Here is a 15030-nt window from a genome sequence, read left to right as displayed (position 1 = left end):
CCTCAGGTGGTCGCGTCCACGTGCGAGAGCGTGTGGAGGCGCTCCGGCGGGCCGGGGCGGGCGTAGTACCAGCCCTGTGCGGTGTCGCAACCGAGTAACCGGAGATGGTCGGCTTGTGTCCCGGTTTCCACGCCCTCGACCGTGACCGACAGGTCGAGCGTGTGGGCGAGCGAGACGATGCCTTCCACGATCTTCACGTCGACCGGGTCCGCGGGTGCGCACTGCATGCCGCGGGTGAAGGAGCGGTCGAGCTTGAGCGTGCTGACGGGGAGCCGGCGCAGGTAGGAGAGGTTGGAGTAGCCCGTGCCGAAGTCGTCGAGGGCGATGTCCACTCCCATGTCGGCGAGTTGGCGCAGCGGGCGCAGTTCCTCCTCGTCGGCGCCGATGAGCGCGTTCTCGGTGACCTCCAGGCAGAGGGCCGAGGGGTCCAGGCCGGCGTTCTTCAGGACCGCGACCGTGTCGGGAACCAGGGAGGGGTAACGGAGCTGGGACGGGGAGAGGTTGACGTTGACCCGCATCGGGCCCCGGCACATGCCCTCGACGCGCCAGGCGCGGGCCTGCCGGGCGGCTTCCTCCAGCACCCAGCGGCCGAGCGGCACGATGAGGCCCGTGCTCTCGGCGAGCGGGATGAACTGGTCCGGGCCGAGGACGCCGTGCAGGGGGTGCAGCCAGCGGACGAGCGCCTCCGCGCCGCGTACGGTGCCGTCGGTGAGCCGGACCAGCGGCTGGTACTCGATGAAGAACTCGCCGTTGTCCAGCGCCGCCGGCAGGCAGTTGGTGAGGCTGTGCCGGGCGATGACGCGGGCGTCGGAGTCGGCGTCGGCGAGTTCGTAGCGGTTGCCGCCGGCGGCCTTGGCGCGGTACATGGTGATGTCGGCGCTGCGCAGCACCTCCGCGGCGCCCAGTTCGCCGGCCGGTCCGTCGACGATGCCTATGCTCGCCCGGACGGACAGGTCACGGCCGTCGATGTTCACGGGCTCGGTGAGCGCGGCCAGCATCCGGCGGGCGAGGGCGGTCACGTCGCGCTGTGCGGCGGGGCCGGTGACCAGGGCCACGAATTCGTCGCCGCCGAGGCGGGCGACGAGTTCGTCCGGGCCGGTGGCGCAGGAGCGCAGCCGTTCGGCGACGGCGAGGAGCAGTTGGTCGCCGACCGCGTGGCCGAGGCTGTCGTTGACGGCCTTGAAGCCGTCGAGGTCGAGGTAGCACAGGCCGAAGCGGGCGCCCTCGCCGCCGGGTTCGAGGGCCCGGTCGAGGCGCTCGAAGAACAGGGTGCGGTTGGGCAGGCCGGTGAGGGCGTCGTGCGTGGCTTCGTAACGGAGCCGTTCGTGCAGCAGCCGACGCTCGGTGATGTCCTCCATGAGGGCCAGTTGGTACTGCGGTTCACCCGCGGCGTCGCGGAGCAGGGAGACCGTGAGGTCGGTCCACAGGACGCTGCCGTCGGTGCGGTAGTAAGGCTTCTCGACGCGGAACTGATCGCGGTCGCCACGGACGAGTTGCCGGTACAGGGCCCAGACCTCGGGCGAGTCGTCGGGGTGCACCATCTCTCCGACGTTGCGGCCCCGCACCTGGTGTTCCATGCTGCCGAACATCCGGGTCAGGGCTTCGTTGACGTCGGTGATGCGGCCCTTGACGTCGGCGATGCCGACGCCGATGGCCGCGCCCTCGAACACCGCGCGGAACCGGGCCTCGCTCGTGTGCAGGGCCCGCTCGGTCTCGGCCGCCGCGGTGAGCGCGGCGCGGGAGATCGCCTCCTGCTCGGCCAGGGTCCGCTCGCGCAGGGCGCGAGCGAAGCCGGCGGCGACGGCGTGCTGGAGGCGGGAGCAGCGGGCGCGGCTCTCCTCGGCGGGCATGGCGTCGTCGGGCGGGCAGTACAGCACCAGGTAGGCGTCGATGACGTTGAGGATCAGGGGGAGGGCGTCGGGGTCGGTGCAGTGTGCCCGGATCAGGGCGGCGCCCACCTCGGTGGCGGGCCGGGGGTCGAAGGGCTGTGCGCGCAGGGCCTCGCTGAGCCGGCCCGCGAGCGGTACGAGGTAGTCCTCGAACTCCGCGCGCGTCATGGACGTCGTCGTGGCCGGGTAGACGGCCCGGCTCCAGATCGCGGCGAACCGCCGGAGGCGGTCGTGCCGGACGGTGGCCTCTCCGGTCGCGCCGGCGTTCCCGCCCGCGTCCTCGCCCCCGCTTTCGCTCGCGGTTCCGGTTCCGGTTCCGGTTCCGGTTCCGTCAGATCGTGCTCCGATGCCGCCCTCCCACGTCCCGCCCCCGCCGGACTTGCCCGTCGTACCGCTTGTCGCCCTGTCCATCGTCCTGTTCACGGCCTTATCCACGGCTATGTCCACGGCGTCGCCCAGGGCCGTGTTCCCGGCCCCCGTGCGCACCTGCGTACCGCTTCTCCCCACGCCGCCCCCGACCGGCGTTCTGACGCCCCGCGTCATGGTCACGGTCTGCGCCCCACTCCCGCGAACCCGGCACAGCCGGCCGGGTCCTCGTCCGCGTCGGGCCGCCATGCCGACATGGGCACCAGGCCCGGTTCGACCAGCTCGAACCCGTCGAAGAACCGCGCCACGTCCCCCTTCGAGCGCATCAGCAGCGGGGAGCCGACCCCCCGGTAGACACCCTGCACCTCTTCCCCCTCTTCCGGCTTCATCAGGCCACCGTCGGTCGACGCGTGGGTCAGGATCAGCAGACTGCCCGGCGCGAGCGCGTCACGCAGCTCGGCCACCGCCTTCCAGGGCTCGTCCCGGTCCTCCATGAAGTGGAGCACGGCGACGAGCAGCAACGCGACCGGCCGGCTCGGGTCAAGGAGCCGGGCGACCTCGTCGGCGGCCAGGATGTCATGCGGCGTCCGCAGGTCGGCGGCGACGACAGCGGTCCGCTCGTCCCCCGCCAACACGGCCCGGCTGTGTGCCACGGCGACGGGGTCGTGGTCGACGTACACGACCCGGGCCTCCGGGGTCGCGGCCCGCGCTATCTCATGGACGTTGCCGAACGTCGGTATGCCGGAGCCGATGTCGAGGAACCGCGTCACCCCTTGGCCGACGGCGTAGCGCACGGCCCGCCGCATGAAGGCCCGGTTGGTCTGCATGATCTTCGGCAGCCCCGGAAAGGCCGCGATGGCCCGCCGCCCGGCCGCGCGGTCGACCTCGAAGTTGTGCGAGCCGCCCAGGTAGTAGTCGTAGATGCGGGACACGCTCGGCACGGACAGGTCGATGCCGTGCGGGGCCCAGGCCGGACGCTCCATCAATCTGTCTCTCCAGCTCATCGCAGAGGTCTTGAGCAGAGGCTACTGATCATTCGTTCGAATGGAAGAAGCAAGTGGAAATCGGCGATCCGCATTCGGCCACCGCTTCCCCGCACCCCCTGCGAGTACGTCCGCGCGGGCCCTGTGAAACCACCCACACGCGTGACATGCGTCTCCCCCATCGGGTGTTCTCCACACGGCCCACGGGCCCTCGGCAGCACTTCTCGGTGGGCCAATGTGGCGATCCATCATGTTATGGACCACATCATTGATCACATCACCCAAATGATCATATGAAGGGGTGCGGTACCAAGCGTGCGGGGGTACCCCGAAGCCGGTTCCGGCTGGGCGTCCGGATGCCCCCGGCCGGGGGCCTTACCCGCGGGGTCAGCCGCCCGGCCGGGGGTCGCCCACGGGTCAGCCGCGCGGCTCGCGCCACATCGGCCACATCGGCGGGCCGCCGGGCAGGTCGACGGTCGTGCCCGTGAAGACGAAGCCGTGCCGCTCGTACAACGCCTTGCTCCGCGCGTTGCTCGCCTCCAGATACGCGGGCATGCCCTCCCGGTCGCAGCGCTCCAGCACCAGCTCCAGGAGCGCGCTGCCCCGGCCGCCGCCCGTGCGGCCGGGGGCGGCGACGATGTTCGGCAGGTAGTAGTGCGAGCGGTCCATCGGGTGGGCGCGGGCCGTCAGTTCGCCCACGATCCGGGGGCGTTCGTTGCCCGGGTCCGCGGCCGCCAGCGCCTCGGTGATCTCGTCGTGGCCGTCGTCCTCAGCGCCGCCGGCACCGCCGTCACCGGCCGTTTCCCCCACCGTCACCGGCAGCCACAGCGCGACCGCCGAGTGGTCCTCCATCACATCGACCCAGCCGTCGCGCAGCGCCGCGTCCAGGAACACCCCGAAGAAACGGGGGTGGACGGCCCGCCGGTGCTCCTCGTCCGGGAAGACCCAGCCGCTGACCGGGTCCGCCATGAACGCCTCGCCCAGCAGCCGGCTGATCTGCTCCCTCTCCTCCTTCCGGGCCCGACGGATTCCCGGCAAGACGCCCGGCAGGACAGTGGTGACCCGACTCATGGTTGCGTTCCCCTCCAGCACCGTATGAATGAAGTGACGCCTGCGGTACGGGTGGTGCCGTGATGCGCATGCGTCGCGACGATCGTACGGACGCGCGAATTCCCGTGCGGTCGGGGTGGCACGGGAAGCGCGGGGGCGCCGGGGCGCCCGAAGGGCGGGACACCGGGGCGCCCGGAGGGTGGGGCGCCGCCGATCCGCCGTCAGCGGATGCCGAGTTCGGCCAGTGCCGCGATCTGCCGTGGTGCCGGACGCGTCGGGAAGTAGAGGTAGCAGACGCCGCCCGAACCGCTCCTGACCTGGCCCTGGGCGTTGTAGCGCTTGGTCCGGAGCCAGATGTTCTCGAACTGGCGCCGCGGGTAGACACGGCGCACCGCCGCGTTCGACGGGCTCGCCGGGTCGTTGGCGATCACGTTCCCCGTCGTGTCGAAACCGACGACGCACATCAGATGACCCGCCGTGCCGTAGCCCGCGCCGTCCAGTTCGGAGGCCAGGAAGGACTGGGAGGTGATCACGGGGATCCCCGCGCGGATCAGCTTCTCGACGTCCCGCAGCGACCCCAGCCGGGTGACCAGGCCCTGCATGTCGCGGTAGGTCGCGGCGTACGCGGCGTTGAAGGGCCAGTTGCCGCACCCCGCGTACTGATAGTCGTAGGTGTACCGGGCCGCATGGCAGACCTGCGGATCCTCGTAGGCGGGGTCGACCCAGGCGAGGTCCCCGGCGGTGGGCCGACGGCCCCAGTAGGCGAGGACCATCTGCGAGGACGTCGGGCTGCACCACGCCTCTCCGCCGTTGTCGTACTCGGGGTACTGCCCCTTGTGGATCTCCTGCGAGTAGCGCGGCACCGCGAGCGTCCGTCCCGCCCCCTCCCCCGGCCGCGAGGCGGGCACCGTGAAGCGGTCGGGGATGTCGGAGCCCATCGCGCCGAGCCGCCAGACCGTCGGGGTGAGATCGGTGCCCGGCTTGCGGTAGAGGGTGAGGCGGAGCTGGTACGAGACGAGACGCAGTCCGCTCTCGGGCTTGTCGATGGCGAGGGTGTCGGTGGAGACGTTGCTCTTGCCGTCGCCCTGCCCGTCGACGGAGGTGCGCCGGATGTCACCGGACGCGTCCCCCGAGGTCCAACGGCCGAGGACGTACCAGGGGGTCTCCGAGCCGTCGGAGTAGACGGCACGCACCTCGACCTGGAGCCAGGTGCCGGCGGGTGTGCGGGCGTTCCAGGAGGCGACGAGTTCGGTCGCGGGCGTGGGCAGGACGCGGACCGGGGCGGTCCAGGTGGCGTACTCCCAGGTGGACGTGGTGTGGGTGTGCGGATCGGGGTACTCGAAGGTGCCCGCCGGGCGGTCGATGACCACGCCGGGACGGGTCCCCTGCCGGACCCGGGTGCCCACGGCGTTGCCGCGCCGCCAGTCGGCGAGGGTGGTCCAGGCGTGGTAGTCGACGGCGGGAACCCCGGCCCGGGGGCCGCCTCCGGACGCGGCCGCGAACGCGGGGGTGACGGCCGTGAGCGAGGACGCGGCCGCGACGGTCGCGGCCGCCGCAACGCCGACGGCGGCCGCGAGGACGCTACGGCGCGGGACGGATGGGGTGGGTGGGGTGAATGAGACGGGTTGGGCCGGCGGGCTGGGAGTGGTCGGGGGCTGATCGGCGGGCGCGGGTCTGCTGGGGTTCGGCGACATGGGCCAGTGATTCCCCGTGGGGGGCGTCCCCAATACCGGGGCGCTGGGCGCTGGCCTTTTGCGTCTCGCCTGGCCGGCGGTTCCTCGGTTACCCGCCGGTGGTGCCGCCTGCGGCGGCAGGGCGCCCTGCGGGCGCGTCCTCAATTGCCGGACGGGCTTGAAGAAGCCCGTCCGGCCCCGAGGACAACCGGCGCGCCGGAGGCGCGGGCGGTGCGGGCCGGACACCGGCCTAGGGTGGTGCGGTGAACAACCCGCTCCCCCGTGAACCGGCCGGTCCTTTCGATCCCGTGCTCGATGCCCTGGCCCGGCGGCTGCGTGCGTTGCCGCCGTCCGTCGGGCCGGTGCGGCTCGTGGCCGTGGACGGGCACGCCGGGTCGGGGAAGACCACCTTCAGCGGCCGGCTCTCGGCGGCGCTCGGCGGCGCTCCCGTACTGCATCTGGACGACCTCGCCACCCACGAGGAACTCTTCGACTGGTCCGACCGGCTGGACACCTGGGTTCTGACGCCCCTCTCCCGCGGGGAGACCGCCCGCTACCGCACCTACGACTGGGTCGCCCGGCGGTTCGCCGGTACGGGGGAACTGCCCGCCGCGCCGGTCGTGATCGTCGAGGGGGTCGGTGCGGGACGCCGGGCCCTACGGCCCCATGTGGCGTGTCTGATGTGGATGGAGTTGACGGATGTGAACTCCTGGGAACGGGGTCAACTTCGTGATGGTCCGGGCATGTCCACATTCTGGGACGGCTGGAAGCGAGCGGAGCGCGAGCACTTCGCGGCCGACCCCACACGCCCGTATGCGGAACTCCTGGTGCACCAGCGTCTGGAGGGATACGAGGTGCTGCCGGGGCCCCATGGATCCCCTTGAACTACCCCGATCATCACCGTCCGTGACCGTGCGCGGCCGGGGCGCCCGACACCCCCGGCCGATCCCCGTCGAGTGCCTCAACTTCGCTTGACCGAGGGGGCGTACAGGACTTACGTTCTCAATGTGCGGCCCACGCAGGCCGCCTGCAGGCGCGAAGCCCCCGGTTGTTCCCCCGTGATCGGGGGCTTCGTACCCCCTCCACCCTTGCGATTTGCGCTATTTGCGCCCTCACCGGCCCCTATGATGTCACCCTGTGTGACCGCATTCCGGACCGCTTCCCGGCCCCGGCCCCTGACGGACCTTCAGTGCGGGATCGCTTTCACGCCGCGGTCACGCCGCGATCGGCGGTGCGCCACCCTTCGGCCGATGCCGCCTGCGCAGGTACGATGCGAGGCGGTGCACCTCTCGGCGGGTGCACCGGCACACTGGTCAACTCCCGTCCACAGCACAGCGGTTCGGAAAGGCGCGCCAGGTACTCGCCCGGCAGCTCGCTACGGGGGAACGGTTTGTGGGGGACGTGATGGATTTCGGCATGCAGGGCCCACCCGCCCCGGCCGATCTCGCCTGGCTGCGCGCCGTCGACGCCTACACGATGGGCGCCTACGCGCAGGCCGAGGAGGAGTTCCGGGCCGCGGTCCAGGTCGATCCGGGGATGGCCGACGCCTGGCTCGGTCTGCACGCGCTGCGCGCCGACACCACCACCGCGCTGCTGCGCATGTACCGCCACCGGGACCGGTTCGGCGAGCAGCGCGCCCGTCACCGGCGCACGCTGAACTCCTGGTACTGGCTCGGCTGGTGGGTCCAGCCCGTACTGGAGAGCGGTCGTGATCTGCTGCTCGCACACGCCTCGCACTGGCTCGACGGCCGTCATGTGCCGGAGCTGGACCGGGCGCTGGCCGGCTGCCCGCCCGTCGAGGCGGACCCACAGGTGCGTTTCCTGCACGCCTGCCGCGCTTATCTGGTCAAGGACTGGGAGCAGCTGGTACGGCACACCGAGCCGCTGCTCGGGGATCCGCTGCTCGGCATCGAGGCGGGGCTGTTCGGCGGCATGGCCCGGGTGCGGCTGGAGATGTTCGGGCAGGCGGAGCCGTTGCTGTCCGCCGCCCTGATGCGCTGCCGCAGCGAGCAGCCGCAGCGCAAGGAGCTGCGTTACTGGCTGGCCCGCGCCCACGAGGGCACCGGGCGCAGCGCCGCCGCCCTCCCCCTCTACCGGGCCGTGCACCGGGTGGACCCCTCCTTCATGGACACCTCGGCGCGGCTCACCGCCATCGCGGACGGGAACGGGCTGGACGATCACACCGATCTCTCCCCGTTGCCGCTGGGCGGCTCGGGCCAGGACCCCGTCGACCCGCCCGGCGACCCCGATCTGCTGGCCGCCCCGGACACGCTCGACGGGCGTGACGTCCTGACCGGCACGGACCCGGAGCCCACCGGTACCGCCCCGGTCGACGCCGACGGGGTGCGCGAGAAGATCCGCATTCCGGCCCAGCAGACCACCCAGCCGTTGCCCGGCCGCTCCGACCCCGTCCTGCTGGCGAAGGCGCTGGCCGAGCTGGAGCGGATGGTGGGGCTGGAGCCGGTCAAGCGGCAGGTGCGGGCGCTCTCCGCGCAGCTGCACATGGCGCGGTTGCGGGCAGGTCAGGGGCTGCCCGTGCAACCGCCCAAGCGTCATTTCGTCTTCTCCGGCCCCTCTGGCACGGGCAAGACCACGGTCGCCCGGATCCTGGGCCGGGTGTTCTACGCCCTCGGACTGCTGGGCGGCGATCATCTGGTCGAGGCGCAGCGCGCCGATCTGGTCGGCGAGTTCCTCGGCCAGACCGCGGTCAAGGCCAATGAGCTGATCGACTCGGCGCTCGGCGGGGTGCTCTTCGTCGACGAGGCGTACAGCCTGTCCAACTCGGGCTACAGCAAGGGTGACGCCTACGGTGACGAGGCGTTGCAGGTGCTGCTCAAGCGGGCGGAGGACAACCGCGACCGGCTGGTGGTGATCCTGGCGGGCTATCCGGAGGGCATGGACCGACTGCTGGCCGCCAATCCCGGGCTCGGTTCCCGCTTCACCACCCGGGTGGACTTCCCCAGCTACCGCCCGTTGGAACTGACCAGCATCGGTGAGGTGCTGGCCGGGGAGAACGGCGACAAGTGGGACGAGGAGGCGCTGGAGGAACTGCGCAGCATCAGCGGCCACGTGGTCGCCCAGGGCTGGATCGACGAGCTGGGCAACGGCCGCTTCCTGCGCACCCTGTACGAGAAGAGCTGCGCCTACCGCGATCTGCGGCTGTCGGGGTACGCGGGCACACCGACCCGCGACGACCTCGCCACTTTGCGGCTGCCGGATCTGATGCAGGCGTACGGCGAGGTCCTGTCGGGCCGCGGGCCGATGACGCGCGATCCGCAGGATCCCCCGCCGTAACGCTAGGCACTGGGCCATGACGCCGGGCGCTCGGCTGTGCCCCGTCGGATCTTCGGCCGGGGGCCGGCTGTGCCGCCTGCGGCGGCAGAGCGCCTCTCGCCTGGCCGGCGGATCCTCGGCTACCGGCCGGTGGTGCCGCCTGCGGCGGCAGAGCGCCCTGCGGGCGCGTCCTCAATCGCCGGACGGGCTGGAGGTGGCGGCGGCAGCCGACCCACGAACCTCAGCCGGCGGATGAGCGTCCGGCGTCGCGGAGCCGCATCCCGCGGGGTACTGCCCAGAGGACGATGCCCAGCGCGAAGCCGTACACGGCGACGAGGCCGTGGCCGTTGTCCTGCGCGCACCACATCAGCAGGCCGAGCACCGGGACGCCCACCGCGAGGGCCTGGTCCTTCCTGGTCGTGGAACGCACCAGGAGGGCCGCGGCCAGGGTCGCGCCCAGGAAGTACGTGGCGCCGGAACTGCCCGCGAAGTTGCGGGGATCGACGCTGTGCCCGCCGCCCAGGCCGAGCAGGGCATCGATCCGCTCGGGCGCGAGAATGCCGGCGACGAAGACGAGCGCCGTCAGCGGGCCGCCCCAGAGCCACTGCGCGAGCGCCGCCACGACGGCGAGGGTGGCGATGTTCCAGGCCGCGCCGGCGACGCCGCCGTTCTGCATGAAGACCGAGGTGAACACCCGCCACCAGCCGGTTTTGGCGGGGTCGTCGTCGAGTGCGGACATCGCGCCCGTCCAGCACAGCTGGAGGACGACACCGGCCACCGCCAGCACGGTCAGGCCGACCGCGACCCAGGGCACCGGTCGCTCGCGCAGCGTGTGGCGCCCCACCGCGCCGAGCCCGCCATTGACCATCATCACCATCAACGCGGCTGTGGTCACGCTGAAGAGCAGTTCGCTCATGTCCCCCGGGCCCTCTTCCAACAGTGTTCGAAAGCTTCTGGCAGGAGACTAGCACGCCTTTTCAAACAGCGTTTGAAAAGGTGTACGGTGAGCCCATGAAGCTCACCAGGGAGCGGATCCTCGACGCCGGAATGGCCACCTTCGCGGAGACCGGATACCACGGCCTGTCGATGCGCCGGGTGGCCGAGCGGCTCGGCGCCCACGCGGGCAGCCTCTACTACCACGTGCGCGGCAAGGACGAACTGCTGGCGTTGATGGCCGACCGTGTCTGCCGGCACGCGTACGACGCCGGCAGCACCGCCCTGGCCGCGCTCCCGCCCGGGGCGACGTGGCGGGAAGAGATCGAGGTGCAGGCCAGCGCGCTGCGCCGGAGCATCCAGCAGCACCCGGGCGGTGCGCTCCTCCTGGCCGACAGCCCCGGGGCGCTGAGCGCCGGCGGTCTGTCCTTGATGGAGCGCCTCCTCAAGACCCTTCTCGACGCGGGAGTCCCCGCCGAGCACTGCGGCATCGCGGCCGACACCGTCCTCAGCCACGTCACGGGCTTCGTACTCCAGGAGCAGGCCCAGCCCCAGGCACCGGCCGTGACTCCGGAGACGTTCGCCGATCTGCGCGCCCGGTTTCCGCTGGTCATGGAGCGGATGCCCCGGCTGAGCCAGGATGAGAAGTTCCGGCGAAGCACCCGGCTTCTGTGCGCGGCGTTCGAGACGCTCACCGAGCACGACGACAGCGACTCGTAAGGAGCGGGCGATTCCGCGTCGTCGAGCGCCGGACGGGCCGCGGACGGCTCGTCCGGCGCTCGGCGACGGGTCTCACCCCGCCATCGCGTCCCGTTCCGTGGGCACGGGGGCCGGTGTCTCCACCGGGACGGCGGCCGCCGCGCGGGGGCGGTTCAGCCGGGTGCCGGGCGGGGCCTCGGCCGGCCGGGGGGACGACGTCCGGTGGGCCGGGTCCCGGACCTCGCCGACCAGCATCTCCAGCACGTCTTCCAGGGCGACCACGCCCAGCACCCGACCGGAGGCGTCGGTGACGGCCGCCAGGTGCGAGGCGGCCCGGCGCATCACGGTGAGCGCGTCGTCCAGGGGCAGTTCGGCCCGCAGGGTCTCGACGCGCCGCCAGAGATGCTGCGGTACGGCACGCTCGCGGTCCTCCAGGTCCAGGACGTCCTTGACGTGCAGATAGCCCATGAACGCGCCGCCGGGCGCGCGGACCGGGAAGCGGGAGTAGCCGGTCCGTACGGTCAGTTCCTCGATCTGCCGGGGAGTGACCGTGGGGGCGACCGTGACCAGGGTGGCGGGGTCCAGGAGGACGTCGGTGACCGGGCGGCTGCCCAGCCCGAGAGCGTCCTCCAGGCGTTCCTGCTCGGCCGGTGCCAGGAGGCCCGCTTGCCGGGAGTCCTCGACCAGATGGGTGAGCTGTTCGCTGGTGAACACCGCCTCCACCTCGTCCTTGGGCTCGACGCGGAAGAGCCGGAGCACCCCGTGCGCGCAGGCGCCGAGCAGGGCGGTGACCGGGCGGCAGAGCCGGGCGAAGGTCACGAGCCCCGGTCCCAGCCACAGGGCCGCCCGGTCGGGGGCCGACATGGCCAGGTTCTTCGGCACCATCTCGCCGATCACCAGGTGCAGGAAGACCACCAGGGCCAGGGCGATGACGTAGCCCAGCGGGTGGATCAGCCCCTCGGGCAGCCCCACGGCGTGGAAGAGGGGTTCCAGCAGCTTCGCGACGGTCGGTTCGGCGACCGCGCCGAGCGTCAGCGAGCAGACGGTGATGCCGAACTGGGCCGCGGCCATCATCTGCGGCAGGTTCTCGAGCCCGGTCAGGACCGTACGGGCCCGGGCGGAGCCCTCGGCGGCCCGGGGTTCGATCTGGCTGCGGCGTACGGAGACGAGCGCGAACTCGGCACCGACGAAGAAGCCGTTGGCCAGGACCAGCAGGAGGGCGAAGAGGAGTTGCAGCACGCTCATCGCGGTTCCCCCTGCGGTGCGGGTACCGCGCCGGTGCGGACGATCCGTACCCGCTCGGCGCGGTGGTGTCCGACCTGGCGCACCGAGAGCCGCCAGCCGGGCAGCTCCGCGATGTCACCGGGGGCGGGAATGCGGCCCAGCAGATCGGCGACGAGTCCGGCGACGGTCTCGTACGGGCCGTCGGGTGCCTCCAGGCCGACGCGGCGCAGGGTGTCGACCCGGCAGCCGCCGTCGGCGTCCCACGCCGACCGGCCGTCCTCACAGGGTACGGGGGCCAGTTCCGGCGGATGGGCGTCGGCGTGGTCGTGCTCGTCGCGGACGTCGCCGACCAGTTCCTCGACGATGTCCTCCAAGGTCACCACCCCGGCGGTGCCGCCGTATTCGTCGACGACGACGGCTATCGGCTGTTCGCTGCGCAGCCGCTCCAGCAGCGGCTGCACGGGCAGCGTCCCGGGGATGAGCATGGGGGCCACCGCGATCCGCCCGACCGGAGTGCGCAGCCGGTCGTGGCCGGGCACCGCGAGGGCGTCCTTGAGGTGGACCATGCCGACGACCTCGTCCAGGCGCTCGCGGTAGACCGGAAAGCGGGAGAGGCCGGTGGCGCGGGTGAGGTTGAGGACGTCCTCGGCGGTCGCCGAGGACTGGAGGGCGCTGACCTTCACCCGGGGCGTCATGACGTGCTGTGCGGTCAGGTCGCCGAGGGAGAGGGTCCGGACGAACAGGTCGGCGGTGTCCTGCTCCAGGGTGCCGGCCCGGGCCGAGTGCCGGGCGAGCGAGACGAGTTCGCCGGGGGTGCGGGCGGAGGCCAGCTCGTCGGCCGGCTCCACGCCCATGGCCCGCACGAGCCGGTTGGCGACGGTGTTGAGAAGGGTGATCACGGGCCGGAAGAAGTGGGCGAAGGCGCTCTGCGGGCCGACGACGAAGCGTGCGACCTGCAGCGGCCTGGAGACCGCCCAGTTCTTGGGCACCAGCTCGCCGATGACCATCTGCACGGCCGAGGCCACCAGCATGCCCGTGACGACGGCGACGCCCGGGGCGGCACCGTGCGGCAGGCCGGCCGCGCCGAGCGGTCCGGTGAGCAGACGGCCGAGGGCGGGTTCCGCGAGCATGCCGACCACCAAGGAGGTGATGGTGATGCCCAGTTGGGTGCCCGAGAGCTGGAAGGACAGCTCCCGCAGGGCCACGACCACGGACCGGGCCCGGCGGTCGCCGTCGGCCGCGGCCCGTTCGGCCGCCGGCTTCTCGACGGTCACCAGACCGAACTCGGCGGCGACGAAGAAGCCGTTCGCGAGGATGAGGAGCAGTGCCGCCGCGAGCAGCAGCAGTGACACGGTGATACTCATGACGCCGCCTCGCGGTGGGGGGCGGCGCAGGTACTACAGGACGATCCGTCCATCGCCGGGGAGGTTCACTCCTTGGTTCGCAGGTGCTCCCGCGCGTGCCGCGCGGGGAGCGCGACCGCTTCGGTGCGGGGCGGGGCAGGTCGTGCCCGTGGCACCAGAGTAATCAAGGAGTCCCCTGAGAGGGCGGGCAACCACCCTCAGGTCGCGGAGGTGCCGGTCCCGAACGTCTCGGCGAGCGTGCGGAGGGTGCGGGCGTCGGCGATCGCCTGGGTCTTGGAGACGCCGGGCTGGATGCCCATGGCCGGCAGGCTGGTGCCGTCGGAGAGGTCGAGGTGGACCCAGGCGTCACCGGCGCGCAGATTGACCCGGACGATCTCCGCCCAGTCCAGCCGGCGCTTCGTGGTGAGGTTCACGACGGTCACCCCCTCGCGCGTGGCGACCACCTTGGGGCGGCTGAGCAGCGCGAGGACGCCGAAGACCAGCAGCCCGGTGCCGATGAAGGAGGCCCGGTCCCCCGGGTTCAGCGTGGGGAGCGCCAGGGACATCACCGTGAGCACGGCGAGGAGGGTGACGCCGGTGCCGAGGAGCACGATCCGGGTGCGGGTCGGGCGGAAGGTGACCGGCAGGTCCGGCAGGCCGGTCGGGGATGCGGGGGAAGGCACGGGCGTACGTTCTTTCGCGGTCGGGCCGGGCCGGCTCCGGTCGGCGCCGGCCCGTGCGCGGATCAGAGGCGGCAGGCGTGGATGCCCGTGGTGAGGATGGCGCGGGCGCCCAGCTCGTACAGCTCGTCCATGATGCGCTGGGCGTCGGTGGCCGGGACCATCGAGCGGACCGCGACCCAGCCCTCGTGGTGCAGCGGGGAGACGGTCGGCGACTCCAGGCCGGGGGTGAGGGCGACGGCGCGCTCCACGTGCTCGACCCGGATGTCGTAGTCCATCATCACGTAGCGGCGGGCGACGAGGACGCCCTGCATCCGGCGGAGGAACTGGCGCACCTTGGGGTCGTCGGCGGGGGCGCCGGCGCGCCGGATGACGACGGCCTCGGACTCCAGGATGGGCTCGCCGATGATTTCCAGTCCGGCGTTGCGCAAGGTGGTGCCGGTCTCGACGACATCCGCGATGATCTCGGCGACGCCGAGCTGGATGGCGGTCTCGACCGCGCCGTCGAGGTGCACGACGGAGGCGGACACACCGTTGTCGGCGAGGTGCTTGGTGACCAGCCCGGAGAAGGACGTGGCGATGGTCATCCCGCCGAAGTCGCCGACGCCCGTGGCCGTGCCCGGCCGGGTGGCGTAGCGGAACGTCGACCCGGCGAAGCCGAGCTGCATGATCTCCTCGGCCTGCGAGCCCGAGTCCAGCAGCAGGTCGCGGCCGGTGATGCCGATGTCGAGCTTGCCGGAGCCGACGTAGACGGCGATGTCGCGGGGGCGCAGGAAGAAGAACTCGACGTCGTTGGCCGCGTCGACCAGCACCAGTTCCCTGCGGTCCTTGCGCTGGCGGTAGCCGGCCTCATGGAGCATCGCCGACGCAGGCTCGGAGAGAGAACCCTTGTTGGGAACGGCGATGCGCAGCATGAG

The 15030-nt window shown here is 72.1% G+C and carries 12 protein-coding genes; 3 read left to right on the top strand and 9 right to left on the bottom strand.

Annotation, left to right across the window (positions count from 1 at the left end):
- Positions 1–2: 2 nt before the first annotated feature.
- The 4 genes from ACZ6MA_RS19555 to ACZ6MA_RS19540 all read right to left on the bottom strand — a co-directional run bounded on the left by ACZ6MA_RS19555 (position 3) and on the right by ACZ6MA_RS19540 (position 5982).
- A complete protein-coding gene (locus tag ACZ6MA_RS19555; RefSeq protein ID WP_469435146.1) occupies positions 3–2312 on the bottom strand; it encodes a putative bifunctional diguanylate cyclase/phosphodiesterase in 2310 nt (769 codons plus the stop codon).
- Between the two features lie 122 nt (positions 2313–2434).
- Positions 2435–3238, bottom strand: a complete 804-nt coding sequence (locus ACZ6MA_RS19550) for an SAM-dependent methyltransferase (protein WP_469435192.1) — start codon at positions 3236–3238, stop codon at positions 2435–2437.
- A gap of 417 nt (positions 3239–3655) precedes the next feature.
- Complete coding sequence (locus tag ACZ6MA_RS19545) at positions 3656–4309, bottom strand: GNAT family N-acetyltransferase (protein ID WP_469435145.1); 654 nt, start codon at positions 4307–4309, stop codon at positions 3656–3658.
- 200 nt (positions 4310–4509) lie between these two features.
- Positions 4510–5982, bottom strand: a complete 1473-nt coding sequence (locus ACZ6MA_RS19540) for a peptidase C39 family protein (RefSeq protein ID WP_469435144.1) — start codon at positions 5980–5982, stop codon at positions 4510–4512.
- A gap of 242 nt (positions 5983–6224) precedes the next feature.
- On the opposite strand from ACZ6MA_RS19540, the gene ACZ6MA_RS19535 reads away from it, so the two are divergent.
- Positions 6225–6845, top strand: a complete 621-nt coding sequence (locus tag ACZ6MA_RS19535) for a uridine kinase family protein (RefSeq protein ID WP_469435143.1) — start codon at positions 6225–6227, stop codon at positions 6843–6845.
- Positions 6846–7365: 520 nt separating this feature from the next.
- Entirely contained in the window at positions 7366–9255 is a 1890-nt protein-coding gene (locus ACZ6MA_RS19530; RefSeq protein WP_469435191.1) for an AAA family ATPase, read from the top strand.
- Positions 9256–9475: 220 nt separating this feature from the next.
- On the opposite strand, the gene ACZ6MA_RS19525 is transcribed toward ACZ6MA_RS19530, so the two are convergent.
- Positions 9476–10150, bottom strand: a complete 675-nt coding sequence (locus ACZ6MA_RS19525; protein ID WP_469435142.1) for a hypothetical protein — start codon at positions 10148–10150, stop codon at positions 9476–9478.
- Positions 10151–10245: 95 nt separating this feature from the next.
- On the opposite strand from ACZ6MA_RS19525, the gene ACZ6MA_RS19520 reads away from it, so the two are divergent.
- Positions 10246–10887: a TetR/AcrR family transcriptional regulator gene (locus ACZ6MA_RS19520; RefSeq protein WP_469435141.1), complete on the top strand. Its 642-nt coding sequence runs from the start codon at positions 10246–10248 to the stop codon at positions 10885–10887.
- Positions 10888–10959: 72 nt separating this feature from the next.
- Here ACZ6MA_RS19520 and ACZ6MA_RS19515 read toward each other — a convergent pair whose 3' ends face one another.
- The 4 genes from ACZ6MA_RS19515 to hisG all read right to left on the bottom strand — a co-directional run bounded on the left by ACZ6MA_RS19515 (position 10960) and on the right by hisG (position 15027).
- Positions 10960–12111, bottom strand: coding sequence for a hemolysin family protein (locus ACZ6MA_RS19515; protein ID WP_469435140.1), 1152 nt, complete (start codon positions 12109–12111; stop codon positions 10960–10962).
- Positions 12108–13454 carry a hemolysin family protein gene (locus ACZ6MA_RS19510; RefSeq protein WP_469435139.1) on the bottom strand — a complete coding sequence of 449 codons (1347 nt, stop codon included), beginning with the start codon at positions 13452–13454 and terminating at the stop codon, positions 12108–12110. Before ACZ6MA_RS19510 ends, ACZ6MA_RS19515 begins: the two co-directional genes overlap by 4 nt.
- Before the next feature lie 197 nt (positions 13455–13651).
- Entirely contained in the window at positions 13652–14116 is a 465-nt protein-coding gene (locus ACZ6MA_RS19505; RefSeq protein ID WP_469435138.1) for a PH domain-containing protein, read from the bottom strand.
- A gap of 62 nt (positions 14117–14178) precedes the next feature.
- Positions 14179–15027 (bottom strand): ATP phosphoribosyltransferase, encoded by an 849-nt coding sequence (gene hisG / locus ACZ6MA_RS19500; RefSeq protein WP_469435137.1) that lies wholly within the window; start codon positions 15025–15027, stop codon positions 14179–14181.
- Between the last annotated feature and the right edge of the window lie 3 nt (positions 15028–15030).

The sequence above is a fragment of the Streptomyces sp. NPDC042259 genome (assembly GCF_055582085.1).
Note: the sequence above shows the minus strand (reverse complement) of the source record. Positions and strands in the feature narration are given on the sequence as shown.

Excerpts from the sequence above, each read along its gene's own strand:
- ACZ6MA_RS19510 (WP_469435139.1), bottom strand. The coding sequence starts at position 13,454 with ATGAGTATCACCGTGTCACTGCTGCTGCTCGCGGCGGCACTGCTCCTC.
- ACZ6MA_RS19520 (WP_469435141.1), top strand. The coding sequence starts at position 10,246 with ATGAAGCTCACCAGGGAGCGGATCCTCGACGCCGGAATGGCCACCTTC.
- hisG (WP_469435137.1), bottom strand. The coding sequence starts at position 15,027 with ATGCTGCGCATCGCCGTTCCCAACAAGGGTTCTCTCTCCGAGCCTGCG.
- ACZ6MA_RS19545 (WP_469435145.1), bottom strand. The coding sequence starts at position 4,309 with ATGAGTCGGGTCACCACTGTCCTGCCGGGCGTCTTGCCGGGAATCCGT.
- ACZ6MA_RS19525 (WP_469435142.1), bottom strand. The coding sequence starts at position 10,150 with ATGAGCGAACTGCTCTTCAGCGTGACCACAGCCGCGTTGATGGTGATG.
- ACZ6MA_RS19515 (WP_469435140.1), bottom strand. The coding sequence starts at position 12,111 with ATGAGCGTGCTGCAACTCCTCTTCGCCCTCCTGCTGGTCCTGGCCAAC.
- ACZ6MA_RS19550 (WP_469435192.1), bottom strand. The coding sequence starts at position 3,238 with ATGGAGCGTCCGGCCTGGGCCCCGCACGGCATCGACCTGTCCGTGCCG.
- ACZ6MA_RS19530 (WP_469435191.1), top strand. The coding sequence starts at position 7,366 with ATGGATTTCGGCATGCAGGGCCCACCCGCCCCGGCCGATCTCGCCTGG.
- ACZ6MA_RS19540 (WP_469435144.1), bottom strand. The coding sequence starts at position 5,982 with ATGTCGCCGAACCCCAGCAGACCCGCGCCCGCCGATCAGCCCCCGACC.